Below are 21,910 nucleotides of genomic sequence, written 5' to 3'. Positions count from 1 at the left end.
GCGCGGCGGCCGGGGCCGCCTGCGCGGCGGGGACGCCGGCCAGGGCGGTCGCCAGCAGCCCGGTCGCCGCCAGTGCGGCGGCGCCGCCGATGCGTGCGTGACGGATCTTCACTGTGCCTCCAGGGGGATTTGGGCGCACCCGTGTGGTGCGCCGGAGGTCCCGCACATCGTGGAAGAAGCGTCATTGGGGACGAAAGGGAAGAAAGTGCCTAAGTGCCGGTGATCGTCTTGTCACCATGGGTGCGCGCCCCCGGTCGCGGGCGGGGGAGTGGCGCGCCCGCCGGGCATGCCGGAGCGGCGGCCGGGCGGCGGGTCCGTCCGCGGCCGGCCGCGGCTGGACGCGGCGTCCAATGGGCCTCCCCGCGCGGCGCTCCGCGTCGTACAGTCGAGGCGACGGGGGACCGGACATATGACGCGGATCCCCCGCCCCCCGGTTCCCCGGCACGGGAGTGCCCATGGGAGTCGAGATCCGGGTGGAAGGGCTGAGGAAGTCGTTCGGGCGGCAGGTCATCTGGGAGGACGTGTCGTTCACCGTCCCGGCCGGCGAGATCTCCGCGCTGCTCGGGCCGTCCGGCACCGGCAAGTCGGTGTTCCTGAAGAACCTCGTGGGGCTGCTGCGCCCGGACCGCGGCCACGTCTACGTCGGCGGCGGCGACGTCCCCCGGCTCGCCGAGGGCCGGCTGTACGAGATGCGCCGCCATTTCGGCGTGCTGTTCCAGGACGGCGCCCTGTTCGGCTCCATGAACATCTTCGACAACATCGCGTTCCCGCTGCGCGAGCACACGAAGAAGGGCGAGTCGGAGATCCGCCGGATCGTGCTGGAGAAGATGGAGATGGTGGGGCTCACCGGCTCCGAGCACAAGCTGCCCGGCGAGATCTCCGGCGGCATGAAGAAGCGCGCCGGGCTGGCCCGCGCGCTCGTCCTCGACCCGGACATCATCCTCGCCGACGAGCCGGACTCCGGCCTGGACCCGGTCCGCACCGCCTACCTGAACCAGCTGTTCGTCGACCTCAACGCCGAGATGGGCGCGACGTTCCTGATCGTCACGCACGACATCGGCACCGCCCGCGTGCTGCCCGACAACCTCGGCCTGCTGTTCCGGCGCGGGCTGGTGATGTTCGGCCCCCGGGAGATGGTGCTGTCCAGCACGCACCCGGCGGTCAACCAGTTCTTCAACGCCCGCCGCGAGGGCCCGATCGGGATGGCCGAGGAGAAGGACCTCGCCGAGGTGGAGAGCGAGGCGCACGTCCCGCAGGCGATGCCGGGGCCGATCCCGCCGCAGCTGATGCCGAGTGACGGCAGCGTCCGGCCCGGGATGCGCCGGCCGGGCGACTGGCTGCGCGCGCACGGTGTCACCCCGCCGCCCGGTTCGTTCATCGACGGGCAGGGCAATGACTGGCTGAACGGATGGGACGGGCTCACCGCGGCGCATCGCCGTCCGGAGTGACGCGCGGGCGGTCGCGACCCGGGTGGCACGGTCCATGGCGAGGACGGGAGAATGATCCGGTGACACTGCTTCTGTCCCGTTCCGAGCTGGAATCGCTGCTGGTCCCGGCCGAGTGCCTCGACGCGCTGCGCCGCGGCTTCACCTCCGCCGAGGACGGGACCGTGCCGCGCCGCGTCGTGGCGAAGGTGCCGGGGCAGGGCACCGCCACGGCGCTGCTGCCCGGCGTGGTGGAGGACATCCCCGCCTACACGGTGAAGGTGAACGCCAAGTTCCCGGGATCGCGGCCCGCGCTGCGCGGCGTGGTGTGCCTGCACGACCTCGGCTCCGGCGAGCTGCTCGCGCTGCTGGACTCCGCCACCGTCACGGCGTGGCGCACCGGCCTCGCCGCCGCGCTCGGCACGCACGCGCTGGCCCGTCCCGCCGCCGACACCGTCGCGGTCATCGGCGCGGGCGCGCAGGCCGAGCTGGTGATGCGGGGGCTGGCGGAGCTGCGGCCGCTGCGCGGGCTGACCGTCTGCGACCTGGACGCCGAGCGCGCCGCCGCGTTCGCCGGGCGGCACGGCGAGCGGCTCGGCGCCGAGGCGTCCGTCGCCGCCGACCCCCGCGACGCCGTCCGGGGCGCGGGGATCGTCGTCGTCGCGACGTGGGCGCGCCGCCCGCTGCTGCACGCCACCGACGTCGCGCCGGGCGCCCACGTCACCTCGCTCGGCGCGGACGAGCCCGGGAAGGCCGAGCTGGGCGCCGACCTGCTGGAGGGCGCCCGCGTGGTGGTCGACGACGTGCCGCTCGCGGTCGAGATGGGCGTGCTCGCGGGCGCCGGCCTGGACGTCAAGCACGCCGCCGGGACGCTGCGCGACCTGCTGCTCGGCGAGGTGCCCGGGCGGGTGAAGGACGGCGAGGTGACCGTGTACGCGCCGGTCGGCCTGCCCTGGCAGGACCTCGCGCTGAGCTGGACGGCGTACCGGGCCGCCCGCGCGGCGGGGACGGGCACGGAGGTCGACCTCCTGGCGTGACCGGACCGCCGCGCACAGCGTATTGAAACAGGTTCTAGTTCCTGTCTAGGCTGGGCGGGCACGGGCGAGCGACCGGGAGGTGACGCCGGTGATCCAGGACCGGTTCCGAATCGATGGCAGGGTCGCGGTGGTGACCGGGGCGGGGCGCGGGATCGGCGCGGCGGCCGCGGTGGCGCTCGCCCAGGCGGGCGCCGACGTCGTGGTCTCCTCCCGCACCGAGGACCAGTTGCGCAAGGTGGCCGCGGAGATCGAGGCGGCCGGCCGGCGCGCCCTGGTCGTCCCCGCCGACCTCAGCGCGCCGGACGCGGCGGCCGGCCTCGCCGCGCGCGCCGTCGAGGGCCTCGGCCGCCTCGACATCGTGGTCAACAACATGGGCGGCACGATCCCGAACGCCTTCCTGGACACCACGCCGACATACCTCGAGAACGCGTTCCAGTTCAATGTCAGCACCGCGCACGCGCTGACCCGCGCCGCCGTGCCGCACATCCTGGAGTCGGCCACCGCGTCCGCGCCGGGCGCCGTCGTCAGCATCTCCTCGGTGATGGGACGGGTCGCCGGGCGCGGCTACCTCGCCTACGGCACCGCCAAGGCCGCCCTCGCCCACTACACCCGGCTCGCCGCCACCGACCTCGCGCCGCGGATCCGCGTGAACGCGGTCGCGGTCGGCTCCGTCGCCACGTCCGCGCTCGACATCGTCATGACCAACGACGAGCTGCGCACGCAGATGGAGCGGGGCACCCCGCTCGGGCGGATCGGCGACCCCGAGGACGTCGCGGCGGCCGTGCTGTACCTCGCCTCGCCCGCGGCCGCCTACACCACCGGCACCGTGCTGCGCGTCGACGGCGGCATCGACGTCCCGAACCTCGACCTCGGCCTGGAGGACCTGTGACGTACCGCGTCGTCCAGTGGAGCACCGGCAACGTCGGCCGGCACGCGATCGCGGGCATCGACGCCCGCCCCGACCTGGAGCTCGCCGGGGTGTGGGTGTCGAACCCCGCCAAGTACGGCAAGGACGCCGGCGAACTGGCCGGGCTCGGCCGGACCCTCGGCGTGACCGCGACCGGGTCGGAGGAGGAGCTGCTCGCGCTGCGCCCCGACTGCGTCGTCTACACCTCGATGGCCGACGTCCGGCTGATGGAGGCGATCGACGACCTGTGCCGCATCCTGCGCGCCGGGGTCAACGTCGTCTCCAGCAGCCCGGTGTTCCTGCAGTTCCCCGACGGCGTCGTCCCGCCGGAGATGTCCGACCCGGTGCGGGAGGCGGCGGAGGCGGGCGGCGCGTCGCTGTTCGTCAACGGCATCGACCCCGGCTTCGCCAACGACGCGCTGCCGCTCGCCGTCACCGGCATCAGCGAGCGGATCGACCAGGTCCGCTGCATGGAGATCCTCAACTACGCCACCTACGACCAGGGCACCATCCTGTTCGACGTCATGGGGTTCGGGCGGTCCCTGGACGAGACGCCGATGCTGCTGCAGCCCGGCGTGCTGACGATGGCGTGGGGCAGCGTGGTCCGGCAGCTCGCCGCCGGGCTCGGCGTGGAGCTGGACGAGGTCACCGAGCACCACACCCGGCTGCCCGCCCCGGAGACGTTCGACGTGTCCGCCGGGACGGTCGAGAAGGGCACCGCCGCCGCGCTGCGCTTCGAGGTGCGCGGGATGCGCGGCGGCGAGCCCGTGCTCGTCCTGGAGCACGTCACGCGGCTGCGCGACGACCTCGCCCCGGACTGGCCGCAGCCCGCCGGGGCCGGTTGCTACCGGGTCGAGGTGCGCGGGGAACCGGACTACACCGTCGACCTCCAGCTGCTCGGCGGCGACGGCGACCACAACACCGCGGGGCTGAAGGCGACCGCGATGCGGCTGGTCAACGCGGTGCCCGCGGTCGTGGCGGCGCCGCCCGGCCTGCTCACCGCGCTCGACCTGCCGCCGATCAGCGGGCGCGGCCTGCTCTGACCCGTCCCGCGCCGGGGGCGTTCCGGCCTACCGCGCGGCGTTGAGGACCGGGACGAGCACCTCCTCCTCCCGGTCCAGGTGCGCCTCCAGGTCGGCGGTGAGCCGGTCGACGTCGGCGGCGAGCGCCGCGCGGTCCGGCGCGCCGGCCGCGAGGAGGTCGCGCAGGCCGTCCACGATCGCCTTGATCCCCTCGTGCTCCTCGCGCATCCGCGCCAGCGCGGGCGCCAGTTCCGGCCGGTCCCGCTCGACGCCGGGGAACAGCATCAGGTCCTCGCCCGCGTGGTGGTTGCCGAGCCCCTGGCACAGCACCAGGCAGTTCACGCGGAGCTGCGCGCCGAGCCCCGGGCCGGACGCGGCGACCTCCGCGCGGATCCGGCGCAGCTCGTCGCGGAACGCGTCGTGCACCGCCACGAGCATGTCGCCGGGGCGCTCGGGGCCGGGCGGCGGCCCCTCCGTGGTCTGCACCAGCGCGACGACCGGCAGCGTCCGGCCCGACTTCGCCTCGTAGTCCGCCCAGCCGGGGTCGCTTTCGACGGCCCGCGCGAACGCCCGGTCGCGCTCGTCGCCCTCCAGGACGACCGCGTCCGCCTCGTACGCGAACGCTCCGCTCTCGACCGTCACGCGCGGGTTCGCGACGAGGTTGCGGAACCACGCGGGGTGCTCCGGCGCCCCGCCCGCGGACGCGATGACGAGGACGCGCCCGACACCGTCCGGCAGGTAGCCGAGCGGCGTCGTGTGCGGGGCGCCCGACCGGGCCCCGGTGGTGGTCAGCAGGAGCAGCCGGCCGCCCTCGAACGGGCCGCCGACCCGGCCGCCGTTCGCGCGGAACTCCTCGATGACCTGCTTGTTGAAATCCATTCTGCGGTGGTCGTCCTCTCTGTTTTCGGGCATGGCGAATCGACTGTGGAAGGGGAATGCGTGCAGGCCGCGGAACGGCACGCGAAAAGACGCGCGCAGTGGCGCGCGAGAAAGGCGCGCGAGACGGCGTGCGGAAACGGCACGCTGAAAAGGCGTGCTCGGGAGAAGGGTGTCCGCGCCCGGTGGCGTCCGTGCGGGCAGGCCGCTGACGTCGCGCTATGCGGAAGGAAAGGAGAAAAGGAGGAAGGGCAGGGCGGGCCGCGCGCCCGCCTCCGGCTCACTCGGAGGCCGGGTGCCTCACTCGCTCGTGGCCCATGGCCGACCCGGCAGTCACGGAACCGAATCTACTCAAGCCGCGCGCATTTCTCAAGTGCCGTTTCCCGCGCCCTATTTCAGAGTCCCTCGCGGAGGGCGAGCGCGGCGGCCTGGGTGCGCCCGCTGACGTTCAGCTTGGCGAGGATGTTGGAGACGTGCACGCTCGCGGTCTTCGGGGAGATGAACAGCGCCGCCGCGATCTCCCGGTTGTTGCGTCCCTCGGCGACCAGCTTCAGCACCTCCCGCTCCCGCGCGGTGAGCGCGGCGAACGGCCCGGACGGCCCGGCCGGGGCGGGGGACGGGGCCCGTCCGGCGTCCAGCCGGGCGCGGGCGCCGAGGTCGCGGAGCGCCGCCAGCAGCGGCGCCGCGCCGAGCCGCTCGGCCGCCGCGACCGCCCGCCGCCACTCCTCGGCGGCCGCGTCCCGGTCGCCGTTCTCGGCGAGGGCCTCCGCGAGCCGCCACCGGGACCGCGCCACCTCGTACACGAACCCGCCGTCCGGGTCGCCGTAGGTGAACAGGTCCACGACCTCGCGCCACTGCCCGACGTCGTAGACCCCGTCGAGGCGGCGCCGCTCCGCTTCGGCGCGGGCCAGCCAGGCGCGGCCCTCGACGCCGAGCCACACGCGGGGCCGCCCGTCGAGGGTGGCCGCGGCGGCGGCGCGGGCGCGCCGGATCAGGTCGTCGCCCGCCTCCGCCGCGGCGCGGACCGCCTCCTCGTCCCCCGCGGCGCGGGCGCGGGCCGCCAGTTCGGCGTGCGCCCACAGGCCGACCGCCGCGATGCGGATGACGGGGGACTCCTGCGTGTAGACGCTCTCCCGCAGCGTCCGCTCGATGTGCTCGATCGCGCCCGCGAAGTCGCCGTTCCAGAGCGCGTGCTCGGCGGCGAGGCCGTGCGCGACGTAGTTGAGGAACGCGTCCCGCGCCCACAGCGGCGCGATCCAGCGCAGCCGCTCCTCCACCGCCGGGCTGCCCTGCGCGACCTCGGTGAACAGCGCGTACGCCGACACCTGCGCCTCCGGCGTCCGCGCGACCCGCACCCCGAACTCGGCGCCGAGCCGGTCCGCCTCCGCCCAGTCGCCGGCGGTGTAGTGGATCAGGTACCGCAGGCAGCGCAGGACGATCCCGTAGGTGCTCCAGCCGAGCCCGGCGTCCATCGTCCACTTCACGGCCTCGTCGGCGGCGGCGGTGGCGCCGGCGAGGTCGCCGCGGTCGAACTTCGCCCGCGCGTGGTGGAACGCGGCGCGCAGCGCGACGACCTGGCGGCCGCCCTCCAGCGCCAGGTCGCGGGCCCGCGCGAACACCTCGACCACGTCCGGGTCGGCCTCCCGCGTCTCCCGGTACACGCCGAGCGTCACCAGCAGGCTCGCCTCGGCGCCGGTGGCGCCGGTGGCGCGCGCCAGCTCGACCGCCTCCTCCGCGACCGCGGGCATCTCGCCGTGGTCGTCCCGGTACAGCAGGGTGCGGGCGTAGGTGGACAGGGCGGCGGCGCGCTCGGGCAGCGGCGGGTCCTGCGGCAGCATCGCGACCGCGGCGCGCGCCATCTCCTGCGACTCGTCGTCCTCGTCGACGTCGGCGAGGTACTCGGCGAGCCGGTCCCGGATCCGGGCGCCGAGCACGACGTCCGCGGGGTCGGCGAGCTCCAGCAGGCGCCGCAGCCGGGAGATCGCGCGGCGCTGCTCGCCCGCCCGCCCCGACGTGCGGACGGTGTCGAGCGCCAGCCCCATCCGGTCGGTGCCGGACGCGCCCTCCGGGTCCGGGACCGTCTCCCACAGCTCCAGGGCCCGGTCGTAGTGCTCGAACGCCTCGTCGGGCGCGCCGAGCCGCTCGGCCTCCCGGCCCGCCCGCACCGACGCGGCGAACGCGGTCGGCAGGTCGTGCGCGGCGAGGCTGTGGTGCGCCAGCTCCGCGGCCGACCCGCGCCGCCCGTCCGGCGGGTCGCCGGGGCCCGCGCCGAGCATCCGGGCGAAGTCGGCGTGCAGCCGGGTCCGCTCGCCGGGCAGCAGGTCGGCGTAGACGGCCTCGCGCAGCAGCGCGTGCCGGAAGGTGTACCCGGTGCCGGCCGCGACGAGCAGCTGGTGCGAGACGACCTCGCGCAGCGCCTCCCCGACCGCGGCCTCGTCCAGGCCCGCCGCGCGCCGGACCAGCTCGTCGTCGATGCGGCGGCCGGCGACCGCGGCGACCCGGACGACCCGCTGCGCGCCCTCCGACAGCCGCTCGACCCGCGACAGCAGCAGGTCCGCGAGCCCGGCGGGCAGGTCGTCGCCGGTGCTCTCCGCCGAGTACAGCTCGGCGGCGTAGAACGCGTTGCCCTCCGAGCGGCGGTGCACCCGCTCGACGGTGCCGGCGGTGACGTTCGCGCCGCCGCCCGCGAGCCCGGCCAGGTACTCGGCGGTCTCGGCCGGGCCGAACGGGCGGACCTCGACGCCGGTCACGGTCGGCAGCCGCAGCAGCTCGGCGACCACCGGCCGCAGCGGGTGCCGGCGGTGCAGGTCGTCGGAGCGGTAGGTGCCGACGAGGCAGACCCGCTCGCGCGACAGCACCCGGCTGAGGAAGGTCAGCAGGTGCCGGGTCGACCGGTCGGCCCAGTGCAGGTCCTCCAGGACGAGCAGGACGGGCCGGTCCCGCTCCTCGGTGCGCGCGCCCAGCTCGCCGAGCAGCCCGAGCACCGCGCCGAACAGCTGCTGCTGGCCGAGCTCGGACGCCGCGTCGGGTGGTCCCTCGCCGTCCGGGAGCAGCCGCCGCAGCACCGGGCGGGACTCCAGCGCCGCGCGCACGTCGGCGGCCTCGGGGCCCGTGCCGCGCGACGCGGTCCACAGCGCGTCCGCCAGCGGCAGGTACGGCATGCTCTCGCCCAGCTCGGCGCACTGCCCGACCAGGACCGCGCAGTCCCGCTCGCGGGCGGCGGCGGTGAGCGCGGACACCAGATGCGTCTTGCCTACCCCGGCGTCGCCGCTGACCAGCACCACGGCGGCGCCGCCGGCGGCGGCCCGGTCCAGCGCGCCGGTCAGCTCCGCCAGTTCGGCGGTCCTGCCGATCAGCACCCAGCCGCCCCTTTCCGTCATCCCGCACACTATCCCAGCGGAAGGGATGAACCGCCTCGCGCGGCCTCCGGACCGGCTACCCGGCGGCGCCCTGGTCCGCGGCGAACCGGGAGGCGAGCGCGGCCTTGTCGGGCTTGCCGCCGGGCGTACGCGGCAGCTCGTCGATCTCCCACAGGTGCCGCGGCTCGCAGCGCGCGCCGAGCGCGCCGCGGACCAGCGCGCGCAGCCCGTCGAGATCGACCGGCCGGCCGTCCCGCCCGACCACGACGCCCGCGAGGACCCGCCCGGCGGTGTGCGGGAGCGCGAACACGGCGGCGTCGAGCACGGCCGGATGGCCGCTGAGGACGTGCTCGATCGGATGGGCGTACAGGCCGCCGGGGAGCCGGTCCTCGGCCCGGTCGAGCAGGAACAGGTGCCCGTCGCCGTCCAGGCGGCCGACGTCGCCGGTGCGCAGCCAGCCGTCCCGGGACGCCGCGGCGGTGCGCGCGGGGTCGTCCACGTAGCCGCTCATCCGCTGCGGCGTCCGCGCCCACACCTCGCCCGCCTCGCCCGCGGGCAGGTCGGCGCCGTGCCGGTCGCGGACGCGCAGCTCGACGCCCGGCACGGCGCGCCCGGCCGACATCAGCAGCTCGGGCCGGGCGTGGTCGCGGGGCTCCAGCGCGGTCAGGAACCCGCCCTCGGACGTCCCGTAGTTCTGCATCAGCAGCGGGCCGAGCCGCGCGGCGGCCCGCGCGGTGCGGGCGGGGACGGCGGCGGCGCCGCCGTAGACGATCAGCCGCAGGCTCGTCAGGTCGGCGGGCGCGTCCTCCAGGTGCTCGGCGAGCGCGTAAAGGTCGACGGGACGGCCCGCCACCAGGTGCGTCACGGCCTCCTGCTCGATCACCTCCGCCAGCCGCTCCGGCCCCGCGCCCGGCTCCAGGACGGCGGTGCCGCCGCTCGCCAGCGTCCAGATCACGAACATGTCCGTCAGGTACTGCGAGCACGGCCTGACGAGCAGCCGCCACGGCGGCGGCCCGTACATGGCCCGCGCGGCGGCGAGGTGCGCGGCCTCGGCGTCCGGGCCGTACGCCAGGATCTTGTTCTGGCCGGTCGTGCCGCTGGTGAAGCGCACCACGGAGGCGCCGTCCGGGACGCCCGGCATGTCGACGGCGCCGGCCGGCGGGGCGAGGTACAGGTCGTCGTCCAGGGCCAGGCGGACGCGCACCGGGCACTCCGCGAGCAGCGGCGCCGCCTCCTCCCGCCGGGACGGGGCGTACAGCAGCGCCGAGGCGTCCAGCGTCCGCATCGCCCGCGCGGCGACCTCGACCGGCACCCCGCCGGAGACGTGGACGAAGCGGCAGCCGAGCGCGAGCGCGGCGATCCGGGCGACGGGCGACTCCGTGCCGGTGCCGTACAGGCACGCGACCGTGTCGCCCCGCCGGACCCCGCTCGCCGCGAGCCGCCCGGCCGCCGCCGCGACCATGCCGAGCACGTCGTCGCCGGACAGCCGCAGCCCGCCGTGCACCAGCACCGCGCGCGGGCCCGCCGCCCGGAGCCCGGCGAGGAGCGCCGGCCCGAGCCCCGGGCTCACCGGGCCCTCCCGCCGAGGAGCACCGGCAGGGTCGTGGTGCTGAGCGCGAGCACCGACCGCACCGGGTCCAGCTCGTCCGGCGGCTTGGCGAGCGCGAGCCCGGGGAACGCCGCGAACAGCGCGGACAGCGCGACCTCGCCCACGAGCCGCCCCAGCGGGGCGCCGAGGCAGAAGTGCGGGCCGTGCCCGAACGACAGGTGCGGCGGCGGGTCGGACGCCACGTCGAACCGCGCCGCCCGCTCCCCGTACCGGTCGGGATCGCGGCCCGCGGCGGCGAAGCAGGCGAGGACGGCCTCGCCCTTCCGGACCGTCGTGCCGCAGATCTCCACGTCCCGCACCGCGTACCGCATCGGGAAGTGCCGGAGCGGCGACTCCAGCCGCAGCGCCTCCTCCACCGCCGCGCTCCACGGCCGGGCGCCGCCGCGCAGCAGGTCGAGCTGGCCGGGGTCCGCGAGCAGCAGCCGCACCGCGCTCGTGATCAGGTTGACGGTGGTCACGTGCCCCGCCACGTACAGCTCCTGGACGGTGTCGAACACCTCGTCCTCGGCCAGCTCCCCGCCCTCCAGCGCGACCAGGTCGCTGATCAGGTCGTCGGCGGGGGAGCGGCGCCGCTCCGCGACGGTCTCCCGGATCACCGCGTCCCGTCCGGCGCGGGCGCTCGCCAGTTGGTCCGGCGTCCCCCGCGTCGTGGTGAGCACGTGGTCGTCGCCGGCCAGCTCCGCACGGCGTTCGGGCGGTATGCCCATGACGTCGGAGATGACCTCGCACGGCAGCGGGTACGCGAACTCCCGGCGCAGGTCGACCGGGCCGGGCGGCAGCTCCGCCAGCCGGTCCACGAACCCCGCGGTCACGGCCTCCACCCGGGGGCGCAGCGCGCCGATCCGGCGCGCCGAGAACACCCGGGACAGCGGGCCGCGCAGCCGCCGGTGCTCCGCGCCCTCGGCGTTCAGCATCGTCGCGGCCAGCACGATCGGCGCGAGCGACCCGTTCGCCCGCAGCGCCCGCCGCCCCTCCGCCGACCAGTGCCGGACGTCCCGCGAGAGGTCCGGATGGGCGAGGACCGCCTCCAGCGCCGCGTGCCGCGCCGCCGCCCACGCCCGCACGCCCTCGATCTCCACCGGCACCAGCGCGCCCGCCTCGCGCAGCCGCGCGTTCTCCCCGTGGACGTCCCGGACCGCCGGATCCAGGACGAACCGGGCCCGCTCCGGGGCCGTCACGCCCGCTCCGGGGTCGCGGCGAGCCGCCCGGCGTCGACGCCCGCCGCGCGGCCGAGGTACAGGTCGCGGACCAGCTCCCCGGCGGCCGGCGCCGTGCACAGCCCGTGCCCGGAGAAACCGGCCGCGTACAGGAACGGGATCGGGCCCGGCAGCCGCCCGATGAACTCGGTCCGGTCGGGGCTGGCGTCGCGGACGCCGGTGAAGGCCGTCCGCACCTCCGCCCCGGCCAGCGCCGGGTACACCTCCGCCAGCCGCTCGCGCACCCGCGCCCGCCACCCGTCCCGGTCCGCGCCCGGATAGCCCATGCCGACCAGCAGCCCGTCCCCGCGCCTGCGGACGAGCAGGCCGCTCGCCGCGTGCAGCGTCATCGGGACGTCCGGCACCGGAACACCGGACGGCGGCCGCCCGCACTCCAGCAGCTCCTGCTCGACCGGATCGCCGAGCGGCAGCTCCACCCCCGCCGAGCGCGCCAGCGGCGCCGACCAGGCCCCGGCCGCGCAGACGACGGCGTGCGCGGCGAGCGGCCCGTCGCCGGTGTCGAGCCGGCCGGCCTCGATGTCGACCGCCTTGACGGGGCAGCCCGTCCGCAGCTCCGCGCCCGCCCGCCGGGCCGCCGCGGCGAACCCGCCGACGACCGCCACGGTGTCCGTGACGTACGCGTCCGGCGCCCACGCCGCCGCCACCAGCGGGACGTCGCCGATCAGCGGGTTGCGGCGCTGCGCCTCGTCCGCGCCGATCAGCTCGACCTCGACGCCGGCGGCGCGCTGCGCGGGCAGGTCCGCCTCGCACGCCGCGACCTGCTCCCGCTCGCCGAACAGCACCAGGTAGCCGACCCGCCGTAGCGGGACCGCGGCCCCGGCCCGGTCAGCGAACGCCCGGTACGCGGCGAGGCTCCGCACCGCCATCGCCGAGCTGACCGGGTTGCCGGGGAAGTAGGTGCGGACGACGTCCGCGGTCGCCCGCGACGCGCCCGAGCCCAGCTCGTCCCGCTCCAGCAGCACCGTCCGGACGCCCGCCTCCGCCAGATGGCACGCCGCCGACAGGCCGACGACCCCGCCGCCGATCACGACCGCCGGGTCCGCCTGCGGGTCCGGGCGGGTCACGGCGCGGCCTCGGCCTGCCGCAGATGGTCGCCGACGTTCCACGGGAACAGGTGCAGGTTCCATCCGCCGAGGCAGTTCACGTACAACGCCATGTGCGCCATCACCGCGGCGAAGTCCTGCCGCCTGTCCAGCCGGTCCAGGCCGTCGAGCAGCCGCTCGGTGAACGCGCCGAGCCTCTCCAGCCCGCAGTAGGCGAGGAATTCGGCCGGAACCGCGATCAGCGCGCGGGCCATCCGCCGCAGCGGCTCCAGCGGTACCCCCTCGTGCGCAGCCCGGACCAGGCCGCTGTAGGCGTTGTAGCCCAGCGGCCGCGTCTCGCCGTTGACGAACAGCAGCGTCGTCAGGACGGTCCCGTGCGTCCCCGCGCGCGACGCGATGCGGCCGTCGTGCAGGTCGACCAGCTCCTGCGGCGCGTCCAGCCAGATCCGCTCCGTCTCCGCGTGCACGTCGGCGACCAGCGCGTCCATCTCCGGGTCGGCGGCGGCCAGGCGCGGCACCCGGTGCCCGCCCGGCTCCCCGGCGCGCCGCACCTCCGCGACGACCGGCTTCTTGGTCGAGTACACCGACTCCCACACGGCCCGCCCCGCGTCGGCGAGCGCGTCCAGGTCCCCTTCCGCGACCCGCCCGATCGGCGTCGCCGCCATCGGCTCGGTCAGCTCCCCGTACTTGATGCCGAGATGCTGGAGCCGCGAGCAGAACAGGGTGCCGTCCGGGACGGTCCGGCGGTCCACCCGGTGCGCGGCGGGCAGGTGCAGCACGTCGTGCACGGGCGTGACGTGGTAGAGGTGATGGCCGGCGATGAGGGCGTGCCCCTGCAGGCTCCGGTACGGAAGCGCGTCCCAGATCGCGTCCGCCAGGGCAGGGTTGCGTTCGTCCAGGTCGGCGGCGACGGTGACGCCCAGCACGGGCCACCCGATCTCAATGCGTCTCAGTGTCTTCACAGTGCGTAGTCATACCCTGACCTGCGAAAACATGCTCGCGAGCCCTTGGGTCGGGATGGACATGAAACGGACCCCGGATCCTGGGGGGAGGGATCCGGGGCCCGCGGTGGCGGAGGCGTCAGCCGGCGAGTGCCGGGACCCGCTCGGTCTCGCTCTCCACCTCGTCCTCGACGACGGGCTCGGGCTCGGGGACGGGGAGCACGCGCTCGTAGGCGCGCAGCGTCTCGGCCGCGATCCGGTCCCACGAGTACCGGGACCGGGCGCGGTCGGCGGCCGCGATCGAGTAGCCGTGCAGCGTGGTCTCCTCGCCGAGCAGGCGGCGCACCGCGCGGCCGATCACGGTCGGCCGCCCGGCCGGCACGTGCAGGCCGGTGATCTTGTCGAGCACCTCGTCGGTGTTGGCGCCGACGGGCGTCGCCACCACCGGGACGCCGCAGGCCATGGCCTCCAGCGGCACCTCGGGGGACGGCTGCGCCGGGGTCAGGGACAGCACGAGGCTCGCGGTGCGCAGCAGCTTCGGCAGCGCCTTGCGGGGCAGGCGGCCGAGGAAGATGACGCGGTCGGCGACGTGCAGCTCCTTGGCCAGCATCATCAGCCGGTGCACCACCGGGTCGTTCTCGAGGTCCTCGCGGGCGGGCCCGCCTGCCACGGCGAGCTCGGCGCCCGGGACGTGCACCAGCGCGCGCAGCGCGGTCGCCACGTCGCCGGACTCCAGGTCGTCGCAGACCATCACCAGGCGGTCGCGGTCGCCGTGCGGCATCGCGGGGCCGGTCTGCGCGAACTGCTCGGCGTCGACGGCGTAGGGGACCACCGCGACCGACGGCCGCGGCACGCCCATCCGCACCACGGAGCCCGCCTCCTCGGCGTGCCCGGCCAGCACCACGTCGGCGCCGCGGCCGATCGCCTTCTCCAGCCGGTCGCGGTGCGGGTGGACCTGGTGGCCGGCGCGCCGCTCGGAGGCGGCGACGCCGTGGTAGCTCTGGGCGAAGGGGATGCCGAGCTCGCGGGCGACGGCGCAGGCGGCGAGGCCGCCGATCCAGCCGTGCGCGTGCACGAGGTCGGGGCGTCCGGCGCCGGACCAGCGGTGGCGCAGCTCGTCGGCGAAGTCGCGGACGTGCTCGAGCAGTTCGTCGTCGGTCAGCGGGCGCGCCGGGCCGGCGTCCAGGTGGACGAGGGTCGCGCCCGGTCCGAGGCGGACCCGGCCGCGGGCGTCCTCGTCCTGGCGCCGGGCGTAGACCGTGACCTGGTGGCCCGCGTCCGTGCGGGCGAGCGAACGGGCGAGATCCCGGACGTGGACTGACTGCAGGTGTTCGCCGTCAAGGTCGGAGGCGGACACGAGAGCGATGTTCAGCGTGCGGTGCATGACGTATCCTCCGGGACAACACAGGGGAAGCCTGGAGGTATCTGCGTCGTAGACACCTGACTCGCAGGAATCTATTTCCGGACGCTCTCCCCGTCAAACCTCGCGAATCGGAACGCTCTCCCCATCGCGCCCCTCCAGGGCCTCTCACCAGCGTGGATACTGGAAGGGATGGACGAAAGTTCGCTCTGGTACGTCGCGTACGGCTCGAACCTGTTCCGCGCGAGGTTCGCCTGCTACCTGTCCGGCGGGCGTCCCGCCGGCGGCGCCCGGCACTACACCGGCTGCCGCGACCCGCGCCCGGCGCGCGCCGAGCTGTCGGTGACGCTGCCCGGCGGCATCTACTTCGCGCTGACGTCCCGGGTGTGGGGCGGCGGCATGGCCTTCTACGACGCGGCCCTGCCCTGCCGCGCCGCCGCCCGCGCCTACCTGCTGACCCGCCCGCAGTTCTGCGACGTGGTGTCGCAGGAGATGCGCCGCGACGTGGGCGTCGACCACGACCTGTCGGAGGCGGTCGCGCACGGCCGCCAGCGCCTCGGCCCCGGCCGCTACGAGACGATCGTCAAGGTCGGCGAGCGCGGCGGCCACCCGATGCTGACCTTCACCGCGCCGCACCCGTCGTCCGCCGCGGAGCTGAACGCGCCGACCGCGCCGTACCTCGCCATGCTCGGCAACGGCCTCCGCGAGGCGCACGACTGGTCCGCGGCCCGCGCCGCCGCCTACCTCGCGGCCTGCCCCGGCGCGTCCGGCGCCTGGACGCGGGAGCGCATCGCCGCGCTCCTCGGCCCGCCCCGCCCTCCCGCCGGCGGCGCGGGAGGGCTACGTTCGTCGCATGAACGTCGGTGACGTCGTTGACGACTTCGAACTGCCCGACCAGACGGGCGAACCGCGCACCCTGACCGGCCTGCTGGAGCAGGGCCCGGTCGTCCTGTTCTTCTACCCCGCCGCGATGACGCCCGGCTGCACCGCCGAGGCCTGCCACTTCCGCGACCTGGTCGCCGAGCTCGCCGAGGTCGGCGCGCACCCCGTCGGCGTCAGCGCCGACCCCGTCGCCAAGCAGAAGGAGTTCGCGGAGAAGAACTCGTTCGCCTACCCGCTGCTGTCGGACCCGGAGGGCACCGTCCGCGCCCGTTTCGGCGTCAAGCGGGGCCTGGCCGTGCTCCCCACCAAGCGCCAGACCTTCGTCATCGACACCGACCGCCGCGTCCTCGCCGTCGTCAAGAGCGAGATCCGCATGAACACCCACGCCGACAAGGCGCTGGAGGCGCTCCGCTCGCGCTGACCCCGCGGCGGCGCCCCGCAGGTCGCGGCTCCGCGGGTCAGCGGAGGGGGACGACCGGGAGGACGATCGCGCTCGGGTGGTCCGGCGTGTGGAGGACCTCCTGGTCGGCGGTGAGCATCTCGGTGGCGGTGCCGATGGGCGCGCCGGTGCCGGGGTTGCGGGCGACGCGGGGGTAGGCGCCGCTGGCGACCTGCACGCGGACGCGGTGCCCGCGGCGGAAGCGGTGCCCGGCGGGCCACAGCTCCACGGTGACGCGGCGGACGCCGTCCTCTCCGGGCTCGGGCGCGCCGGGGACGAGCCGCCGCATGCCCTCGCACAGGTTGAGGGACTCGCCGTCCGGGGTGACGTCGCAGAGCCGGACGACGAAGTCGGTGTGCTCGCGGTTCGAGCGGACGTGCAGGTCCGCGGTGACCGGGCCGATGATCTCCAGGTCCTCGTCCAGCACGGCCGAGGTGTAGACGAGCACGTCGCGGCGGCGTTCGAGGCGGCGCTGGTCGGTGACGGGATGGGTCTCGCCGAGCAGGGTGGGGCCGCCGAGGAACGGCGTCGGGTGCTCCGGGTCGTACCGGTAGGCGTCCGGTTCGGACTCGGGCGGCTCGTCGGGGGAGAGGGCGCCGGCCGGCTGCAGGTGCCAGCGCTGCTCGCGCATCCCGGGGACGGGCCAGTCGGGGAACTCGCGCCACTCGTCCACGCCGGTGACCAGCAGCCGGACGGGCTTCTCCCGCAGGCCGGACGGGTCGTCGAGCAGGTGCGCGCGGAACCACTTGACGGACTCGTGCACGGAGCCGCGCATCATCCGCTGGTCGGCGTGGAACCAGGGGCCGATGGTGAGGTAGGGGCGGTGCCCGGCGGCGCGGAGCGCGGCGTAGTCCTTGAGCTGCCACGGCAGGAAGATGTCGTACCAGCCGCCGGTCATGTTCACCGGCGCGCCGACCCGGGAGACGGTGGGGCTGAAGTCGCGCTTGTCCCAGAACGGGGTGTCGGGGCCGTTGACCAGCAGCTCCTGGAAGAACCGCTGCTGCTCGCCGGTCGCGATCCGGTCCAGTTCGGCGAGGGGGCGGCCCGACAGGGCGGCGCGCCGGGCGCGGCGCGGCGACATGATGCCGGTGGTGATGCCGGACAGCGAGTTCTTCATCCGCGCGGTGAGGTCGACCCAGATGAGCGCCGACTCCAGCGCGAAGGTGCCGCCGACGTTGACGGCGTCCCGGAAGGTGGACGCGGTGACCTGCATCGACAGGGCCTTCAGCTCCGGTCCGGCCTCGGCGGCGACCGCCCACTGGACGTAGCCGAGGTAGCTCGGGCCGTGCATCGCGAAGGTGCCGCCGAACCACGGCTGCTCCTTCAGCCACGCGATGGTGGCGAGGCCGTCCTCGCGTTCGTCGAGCGCCTCGAACACGCCGCCGGAGCCGAAGCCGCCGCGCACGCTCTGCACCACGGCCTGGAAGCCGTGCGAGGCGAACGCCTGCCCGCACATCAGCCCGAACGGCCCGCGCCGCCCGTACGGCGAGCGGACGAGCACGACGGGCGCGCGCTCGACGTCGGCGGGCGCGTACCGGTCGGCCAGCAGCCTGACGCCGTCGGCGGCCCGGACCTCCAGGTCGCGGTCGACCGTCACCTTGTGGGGGCCGTTCCGCAGTCCGAGCGCCGTGACCCCGAGCCGGCGCATCCTCTCCACGCCTACCACTTGATCGATCGTATCCGGGGGGTGAGGGGAACCCCGCTGTGAGGTGTCTCGCAGAATTGCGAGGTTTCACTACGATCGAGGGCGGTTTGCGGCAAGGATTGCGCACTGCCGGACGACGGGCGGCGCAGGGCCGCCCTGAGGAGGAACGATGCAGCACGCCTTCCACGGGGTGAGCTGGGAGCGGCTGGTCGCCGCCACCGTCGTGATGGCGGCGGCGCTCGCGATCGCGGTCGTGCTCCGGATGCTGACCGCCCGGCTGTTCCGCCGGGCCGGGGACACACGGTGGGCCTGGGACGACCTGGCCGCGCGGCTGGTGCGCGACCTGGCGGTGCCGGTGGCGCTGCTGACCGGGGCGTGGTTCGCCGCGAAGACGCTGAAGCTGCCGCACGGCACGCTGCTGGTGACGGGGCGGGTGCTGTCGGCGGCGACGATCCTGGTGTTCTCGCTGGCGCTGGCCCGGATGATCGCCGGGGTGGTCACCTCGGTCGCGTCGGCCCGGCAGGGCACCGCCGCGAATGTGACGATCTTCGCGAACATCACCCGGGTGCTGGTGATGGGCATCGGCATCCTGATCATGCTGCAGAGCCTCGGCATCTCGATCACGCCGCTGCTCGGCGCCCTGGGCGTCGGCGGCCTCGCGGTCGCGCTGGCGCTGCAGGACACCCTGGCGAACCTGTTCGCGGGGGTGCACGTGCTCGCGTCCAAGACGATCGAGCCGGGCGACTACATCAGGCTGGCCACCGGCCAGGAGGGGTACGTCGTCGACATCAACTGGCGCAACACCTCCATCCGGACGCTGTCGGACAACATCGAGGTCATCCCGAACCAGCGGTTCAGCGACACGATCCTCACCAACTACCACCGCCCGGCGCAGGACATGTCGGTGATGGTGTACGCCAAGGTGGCCTACGACGTGGACCTCGACCGGGTGGAGAAGCTGCTGGTGGAGGTCGGCAAGGACGTCATGCACGACGTGCAGGGCGGCATCGAGGACGCGAACGTGCTGGTGCGCTTCGACGACTTCAACGACTCGACCGTCGGCTTCCACGTCATCCTGCGCTCCACCGAGTTCGGCGACCAGTTCGAGATCAAGCACCAGTTCCTCAAGCGGCTGCACCGCGTGCTGCGCGAGGAGGGCATCGCGCCGCCGTACTGGCACCACCGCGTGGTCGTCGACGAGGCGGCGCGCACGGACGGGGCGCCGCGCACGGACGAGGCGGCGCGCGGCGACAAGGCGGCGCGCAAGGACGGGGCGACGCGCAAGGACGGGGCGACGCGCAAGGACGGGGCGACGCGCAAGGACGAGATGGCGCTCTGAGCGCCGCGCCGGCGGTCCGCCCCGCTCAGGGGCGGATCATCGGCATGATGACGTCGTCCACCAGGGAGACGATGAAGTCGTCGGTGACCTCCGGCGCCCCGGTGAGGTTCTGGTACACGATCATCGCCGGGCCGACGTTGGCGACCTGCCGGGTCACCGCCCCGGGGCGGACCTCGCCGCGCTCGGCGCCGTCCTCCAGCACCCGGTACAGCGCCTCCTTGACGGGGCCGGTCATCCGCGACTGCACGACGTCGTGCATGAGCCCCTTGCCGTCCTCGCGGGTGGTCTCCTCCTTGAGGACCCGGACCGGCGCGCCGTGGCACGCCTCGATGGTCTGCTGGAACGTCCGGCACAGCCGCAGCACGTCCGCGCGGACGTCGCCGCTCGGCTCCTGGACGGGCGGCTCGGGCAGGACGTGCTTGAGGGCGTCGGTGATGAGCTCGTCCTTGGACGACCAGCGCCGGTAGAGCGCGGCCTTGCCGGTGCGGGCCGCGGACGCGACGCCCTCCATGGTCAGCTTCCGGTAGCCGACCGCTTCGAGCTGCTCGAACACCGCGTCGAAGATCGCCGCCTCGAGGGCGTCGCCGCGCCTGCGGGTGGCCGGGGTCACCGCATGCTCCCGAAAATAGTGAACGCGAACGTTCTCTTCTTCGCCGATCGGTGGTACGTTCCCCACATAGTGTACTTCGCCGTTCCCTAAATTTCGTTCCGGAGGTTCGCCGTGCCCGCCGCACCGCACGGTCGTACGGCCGCGCCGGAGGAGCCCACCGCTCCGCCGGCCGGCCCCCGCGTCCATCATCGTCCAGGCGTCGTCCTCGCCGTCATCGTGGGCTGCCAGCTCATGATCGGCCTCGACACCTCCGTGGTCACCATCGCGCTCCCCGACGTCCGGGCGGGCCTCGGGCTGTCGACCGGGGGACTCGCCTGGGTCCAGAACTCCTACATGCTCGCATTCGGCGGCCTGCTGCTGCTCGGCGGGCGCGCCGGGGACGTGTTCGGCCGCCGCCGCGCGTTCGCCGCCGGCGTCGCGCTGTTCACCGCCGCGTCGCTGCTCGGCGGGTTCGCGAACGCGGCGTGGTGGCTGCTGGCCGCGCGCGCCGCGCAGGGCGTCGCCGCCGCCGTCGCCGCGCCCAGCGCGATGGCGCTGATCGCCACCAACTTCGAGGGGCGGGCGCGGGTCCGCGCGCTCAGCGTCTTCTCCGCCGTGACCGGCGCCGGCGCCGCCGTCGGCATGCTCGTCGGCGGCGTGCTCACCGAGGCGGCGTCCTGGCGGCTGGTCTTCTTCGTCAACGTGCCGGTCGGTATCGCGCTGGCGCTGGTCGCCCCGCGCGTGCTCACCGAGACGGCCCGCCGCCCCGGACGCTTCGACGCGGCCGGCGCCGTCCTCGCCACCACCGGCATGACCGCGCTGGTCTACGCGCTGATCCGGGTCGGCTCGGACGGCTGGGGCGACGGCCGGGCGCTCGCCGCGTTCGGCGCCGCCGCCGTCCTGCTCGCCGGGTTCGTCGCCGTGGAGGCGCGTACCGCGCAGCCGATCATGCCGCTGTGGCTGCTCACCGGACGCGACCGCGCCGCGTCCTACCTGTGCCAGCTGCTGCTGGTCGGGGCGAACTTCGGCGCGTTCTTCTTCTGCACCCTGTACCTCCAGCAGGTCCTCGGCTACGGGCCGCTCAAGGCCGGCGCCGCGTTCCTGCCGTTCGTCGGGCTCCAGTTCGCGACGGTCCGGGCCGCGCCGCGCCTGCTGCAGCGGTTCGGCGCCCGCGTCCTGGTCATCGCCGGGATGGCGTGCGCCCTGGCCGGGCTGCTGTGGCTGACGCGGCTCTCGCCCGGCGACGGGTACGCCGCCGGGGTGCTCGGCCCGTTCATGCTGATGGGCGCGGGCGGCGGCCTGTCGATCATGCCGCTGAACGCGACGATCCTCGGCAGCGTCGAGCCCGCCGACTCAGGCGCCGCGTCCGGCGTCGCGCAGACGATGCTGTGGTCGGGCGGGTCGCTCGGGTCGGCCGTGATGGTCACGGTGTACGGGTCGGGGCACGCCGACATGGCCGCGCTCCTGCACGACATGGACGCCGCGTTCGCGACCGGCGCGGGGTTCGCCGCCGCGGCGCTGCTGGTCGCGGTGGTCGTGCTCCGGGTCGAGCGGTAGACGGGCGCGGGCGGGGGGCCGTCTCCGGTTCCCCGCCCGCGCCGGCCGACCGCTCCGCTCCGTGCCGCCCTGGTCCTCGGCGCTCTGGTCCTCGGCGCTCCGGTCTCGCGGCTCCGGTCTCGCGGCTTCGGTCTCGCGGCTCTGGTCTTCGGTGCTCGGGTCAGCTCTGCGGGGTCCGCTCGGCCAGCCGGCCTCCGATGCTGCCGGCGGCGTAGTCCAGGTGCTTCTCCAGCGCGACGAGCGCGCCGTCCTCCGGGTAGGAGTCGAACCGCACGTCGTCGGCCAGCGACCGCATGATCATCAGGCCGCGGCCGGCCTCCGAGACCGGGTCGGGTTCCGGGATCCGCTCGGCGTCGAACCCCCGGCCCGAGTCGATCACCTTGATCACGCAGCGGTCGTCGTGGATCAGGGCGCGCACCGTGTAGTCGTCGCCGTGCCGTGCGTGCTTGATGACGTTCGTGCAGGCCTCGGTCAGCATCACCTCGATGTCGTCCCGGATGTCCTCGGCCACCCCGAGGGCCTGCAGCGACGCGTCGAGGATCTTGCGCGTCGCGGGGACGCTCGCCGTCTCCCGGGGGAGCAGGAGGTCCAGGCTGATGTCCATGTCGCGTCTCCGTCGTCTCCGGCGTCCGTCTCCTTGATGGGTGCCCTGGGCCCCGCGCTC

Annotated in this window: 18 protein-coding genes; 8 read left to right on the top strand and 10 right to left on the bottom strand. The window is 75.1% G+C overall.

What is annotated here, in order from left to right:
• Positions 1-455: 455 nt before the first annotated feature.
• From amrb99_RS33660 to amrb99_RS51655, 4 genes are all read left to right on the top strand, one after another.
• Entirely contained in the window at positions 456-1,448 is a 993-nt protein-coding gene (locus amrb99_RS33660) for an ABC transporter ATP-binding protein (protein ID WP_190863819.1), read from the top strand.
• A gap of 59 nt (positions 1,449-1,507) precedes the next feature.
• Entirely contained in the window at positions 1,508-2,461 is a 954-nt protein-coding gene (locus tag amrb99_RS33655) for an ornithine cyclodeaminase family protein (protein ID WP_190863817.1), read from the top strand.
• An 88-nt stretch (positions 2,462-2,549) separates the two neighbouring features.
• Positions 2,550-3,350, top strand: a complete 801-nt coding sequence (locus amrb99_RS33650; RefSeq protein ID WP_190863814.1) for an SDR family oxidoreductase — start codon at positions 2,550-2,552, stop codon at positions 3,348-3,350.
• Positions 3,347-4,411 carry a diacylglycerol kinase gene (locus amrb99_RS51655; RefSeq protein ID WP_190863812.1) on the top strand — a complete coding sequence of 355 codons (1,065 nt, stop codon included), beginning with the start codon at positions 3,347-3,349 and terminating at the stop codon, positions 4,409-4,411. Before amrb99_RS33650 ends, amrb99_RS51655 begins: the two co-directional genes overlap by 4 nt.
• A gap of 27 nt (positions 4,412-4,438) precedes the next feature.
• Here amrb99_RS51655 and amrb99_RS33640 read toward each other — a convergent pair whose 3' ends face one another.
• The 7 genes from amrb99_RS33640 to amrb99_RS33610 form a co-directional block, all read right to left on the bottom strand.
• Positions 4,439-5,269: a nitroreductase/quinone reductase family protein gene (locus amrb99_RS33640; RefSeq protein WP_190863810.1), complete on the bottom strand. Its 831-nt coding sequence runs from the start codon at positions 5,267-5,269 to the stop codon at positions 4,439-4,441.
• 392 nt (positions 5,270-5,661) lie between these two features.
• A complete protein-coding gene (locus amrb99_RS52705; protein ID WP_190863802.1) occupies positions 5,662-8,646 on the bottom strand; it encodes a helix-turn-helix transcriptional regulator in 2,985 nt (994 codons plus the stop codon).
• Positions 8,647-8,701: 55 nt separating this feature from the next.
• Entirely contained in the window at positions 8,702-10,195 is a 1,494-nt protein-coding gene (locus tag amrb99_RS33630) for a fatty acid--CoA ligase family protein (RefSeq protein WP_190863800.1), read from the bottom strand.
• Positions 10,192-11,412 (bottom strand): cytochrome P450, encoded by a 1,221-nt coding sequence (locus tag amrb99_RS53410; protein ID WP_190863798.1) that lies wholly within the window; start codon positions 11,410-11,412, stop codon positions 10,192-10,194. The genes amrb99_RS33630 and amrb99_RS53410 overlap by 4 nt, the downstream gene beginning before the upstream one ends.
• Positions 11,409-12,515, bottom strand: coding sequence for an FAD-dependent oxidoreductase (locus amrb99_RS33620; RefSeq protein ID WP_190863796.1), 1,107 nt, complete (start codon positions 12,513-12,515; stop codon positions 11,409-11,411). The genes amrb99_RS53410 and amrb99_RS33620 overlap by 4 nt, the downstream gene beginning before the upstream one ends.
• Positions 12,512-13,456 (bottom strand): hypothetical protein, encoded by a 945-nt coding sequence (locus tag amrb99_RS33615; protein ID WP_190863794.1) that lies wholly within the window; start codon positions 13,454-13,456, stop codon positions 12,512-12,514. Before amrb99_RS33615 ends, amrb99_RS33620 begins: the two co-directional genes overlap by 4 nt.
• 118 nt (positions 13,457-13,574) lie before the next feature.
• Positions 13,575-14,819, bottom strand: a complete 1,245-nt coding sequence (locus amrb99_RS33610; RefSeq protein WP_190863792.1) for a glycosyltransferase — start codon at positions 14,817-14,819, stop codon at positions 13,575-13,577.
• A 168-nt stretch (positions 14,820-14,987) separates the two neighbouring features.
• On the opposite strand from amrb99_RS33610, the gene amrb99_RS33605 reads away from it, so the two are divergent.
• Together amrb99_RS33605 and amrb99_RS33600 are read left to right on the top strand one after the other, a co-directional pair.
• Positions 14,988-15,662: a histone deacetylase gene (locus amrb99_RS33605; protein ID WP_190863790.1), complete on the top strand. Its 675-nt coding sequence runs from the start codon at positions 14,988-14,990 to the stop codon at positions 15,660-15,662.
• The gene (locus tag amrb99_RS33600; RefSeq protein ID WP_190863787.1) at positions 15,649-16,098 is read left to right on the top strand and encodes a peroxiredoxin; all 450 of its coding nucleotides are present in this window, start codon (positions 15,649-15,651) and stop codon (positions 16,096-16,098) included. The genes amrb99_RS33605 and amrb99_RS33600 overlap by 14 nt, the downstream gene beginning before the upstream one ends.
• Positions 16,099-16,135: 37 nt before the next feature.
• On the opposite strand, the gene amrb99_RS33595 is transcribed toward amrb99_RS33600, so the two are convergent.
• A complete protein-coding gene (locus amrb99_RS33595; RefSeq protein ID WP_190863831.1) occupies positions 16,136-17,764 on the bottom strand; it encodes a CocE/NonD family hydrolase in 1,629 nt (542 codons plus the stop codon).
• A gap of 166 nt (positions 17,765-17,930) precedes the next feature.
• Here amrb99_RS33595 and amrb99_RS33590 point away from each other — a divergent pair, with 166 nt between their 5' ends.
• Complete coding sequence (locus amrb99_RS33590) at positions 17,931-19,100, top strand: mechanosensitive ion channel family protein (RefSeq protein ID WP_241756173.1); 1,170 nt, start codon at positions 17,931-17,933, stop codon at positions 19,098-19,100.
• A 25-nt stretch (positions 19,101-19,125) separates the two neighbouring features.
• Here amrb99_RS33590 and amrb99_RS52695 read toward each other — a convergent pair whose 3' ends face one another.
• A complete protein-coding gene (locus amrb99_RS52695; RefSeq protein ID WP_190863785.1) occupies positions 19,126-19,710 on the bottom strand; it encodes a TetR/AcrR family transcriptional regulator in 585 nt (194 codons plus the stop codon).
• 111 nt (positions 19,711-19,821) lie between these two features.
• On the opposite strand from amrb99_RS52695, the gene amrb99_RS33580 reads away from it, so the two are divergent.
• A complete protein-coding gene (locus amrb99_RS33580) occupies positions 19,822-21,246 on the top strand; it encodes an MFS transporter (RefSeq protein WP_347256961.1) in 1,425 nt (474 codons plus the stop codon).
• A 160-nt stretch (positions 21,247-21,406) separates the two neighbouring features.
• Here the strand turns inward: amrb99_RS33580 and amrb99_RS33575 are convergent, their stop codons facing one another.
• A complete protein-coding gene (locus amrb99_RS33575) occupies positions 21,407-21,850 on the bottom strand; it encodes an ATP-binding protein (protein ID WP_190863783.1) in 444 nt (147 codons plus the stop codon).
• Between the last annotated feature and the right edge of the window lie 60 nt (positions 21,851-21,910).

The organism is Actinomadura sp. RB99 (genome assembly GCF_014706005.1).
Lineage (GTDB): Bacteria > Actinomycetota > Actinomycetes > Streptosporangiales > Streptosporangiaceae > Spirillospora.
The sequence above is the reverse complement of the archived record's forward strand: the minus strand, read 5'-3'. Positions and strand labels throughout refer to the sequence as shown.

Excerpts from the sequence above, each read along its gene's own strand:
- amrb99_RS33590 (WP_241756173.1), top strand. The coding sequence starts at position 17,931 with ATGCAGCACGCCTTCCACGGGGTGAGCTGGGAGCGGCTGGTCGCCGCC.
- amrb99_RS52705 (WP_190863802.1), bottom strand. The coding sequence starts at position 8,646 with ATGACGGAAAGGGGCGGCTGGGTGCTGATCGGCAGGACCGCCGAACTG.
- amrb99_RS33600 (WP_190863787.1), top strand. The coding sequence starts at position 15,649 with ATGAACGTCGGTGACGTCGTTGACGACTTCGAACTGCCCGACCAGACG.
- amrb99_RS33660 (WP_190863819.1), top strand. The coding sequence starts at position 456 with ATGGGAGTCGAGATCCGGGTGGAAGGGCTGAGGAAGTCGTTCGGGCGG.
- amrb99_RS33595 (WP_190863831.1), bottom strand. The coding sequence starts at position 17,764 with ATGCGCCGGCTCGGGGTCACGGCGCTCGGACTGCGGAACGGCCCCCAC.
- amrb99_RS33640 (WP_190863810.1), bottom strand. The coding sequence starts at position 5,269 with ATGGATTTCAACAAGCAGGTCATCGAGGAGTTCCGCGCGAACGGCGGC.
- amrb99_RS33575 (WP_190863783.1), bottom strand. The coding sequence starts at position 21,850 with ATGGACATCAGCCTGGACCTCCTGCTCCCCCGGGAGACGGCGAGCGTC.
- amrb99_RS33605 (WP_190863790.1), top strand. The coding sequence starts at position 14,988 with ATGGACGAAAGTTCGCTCTGGTACGTCGCGTACGGCTCGAACCTGTTC.
- amrb99_RS33610 (WP_190863792.1), bottom strand. The coding sequence starts at position 14,819 with ATGCACCGCACGCTGAACATCGCTCTCGTGTCCGCCTCCGACCTTGAC.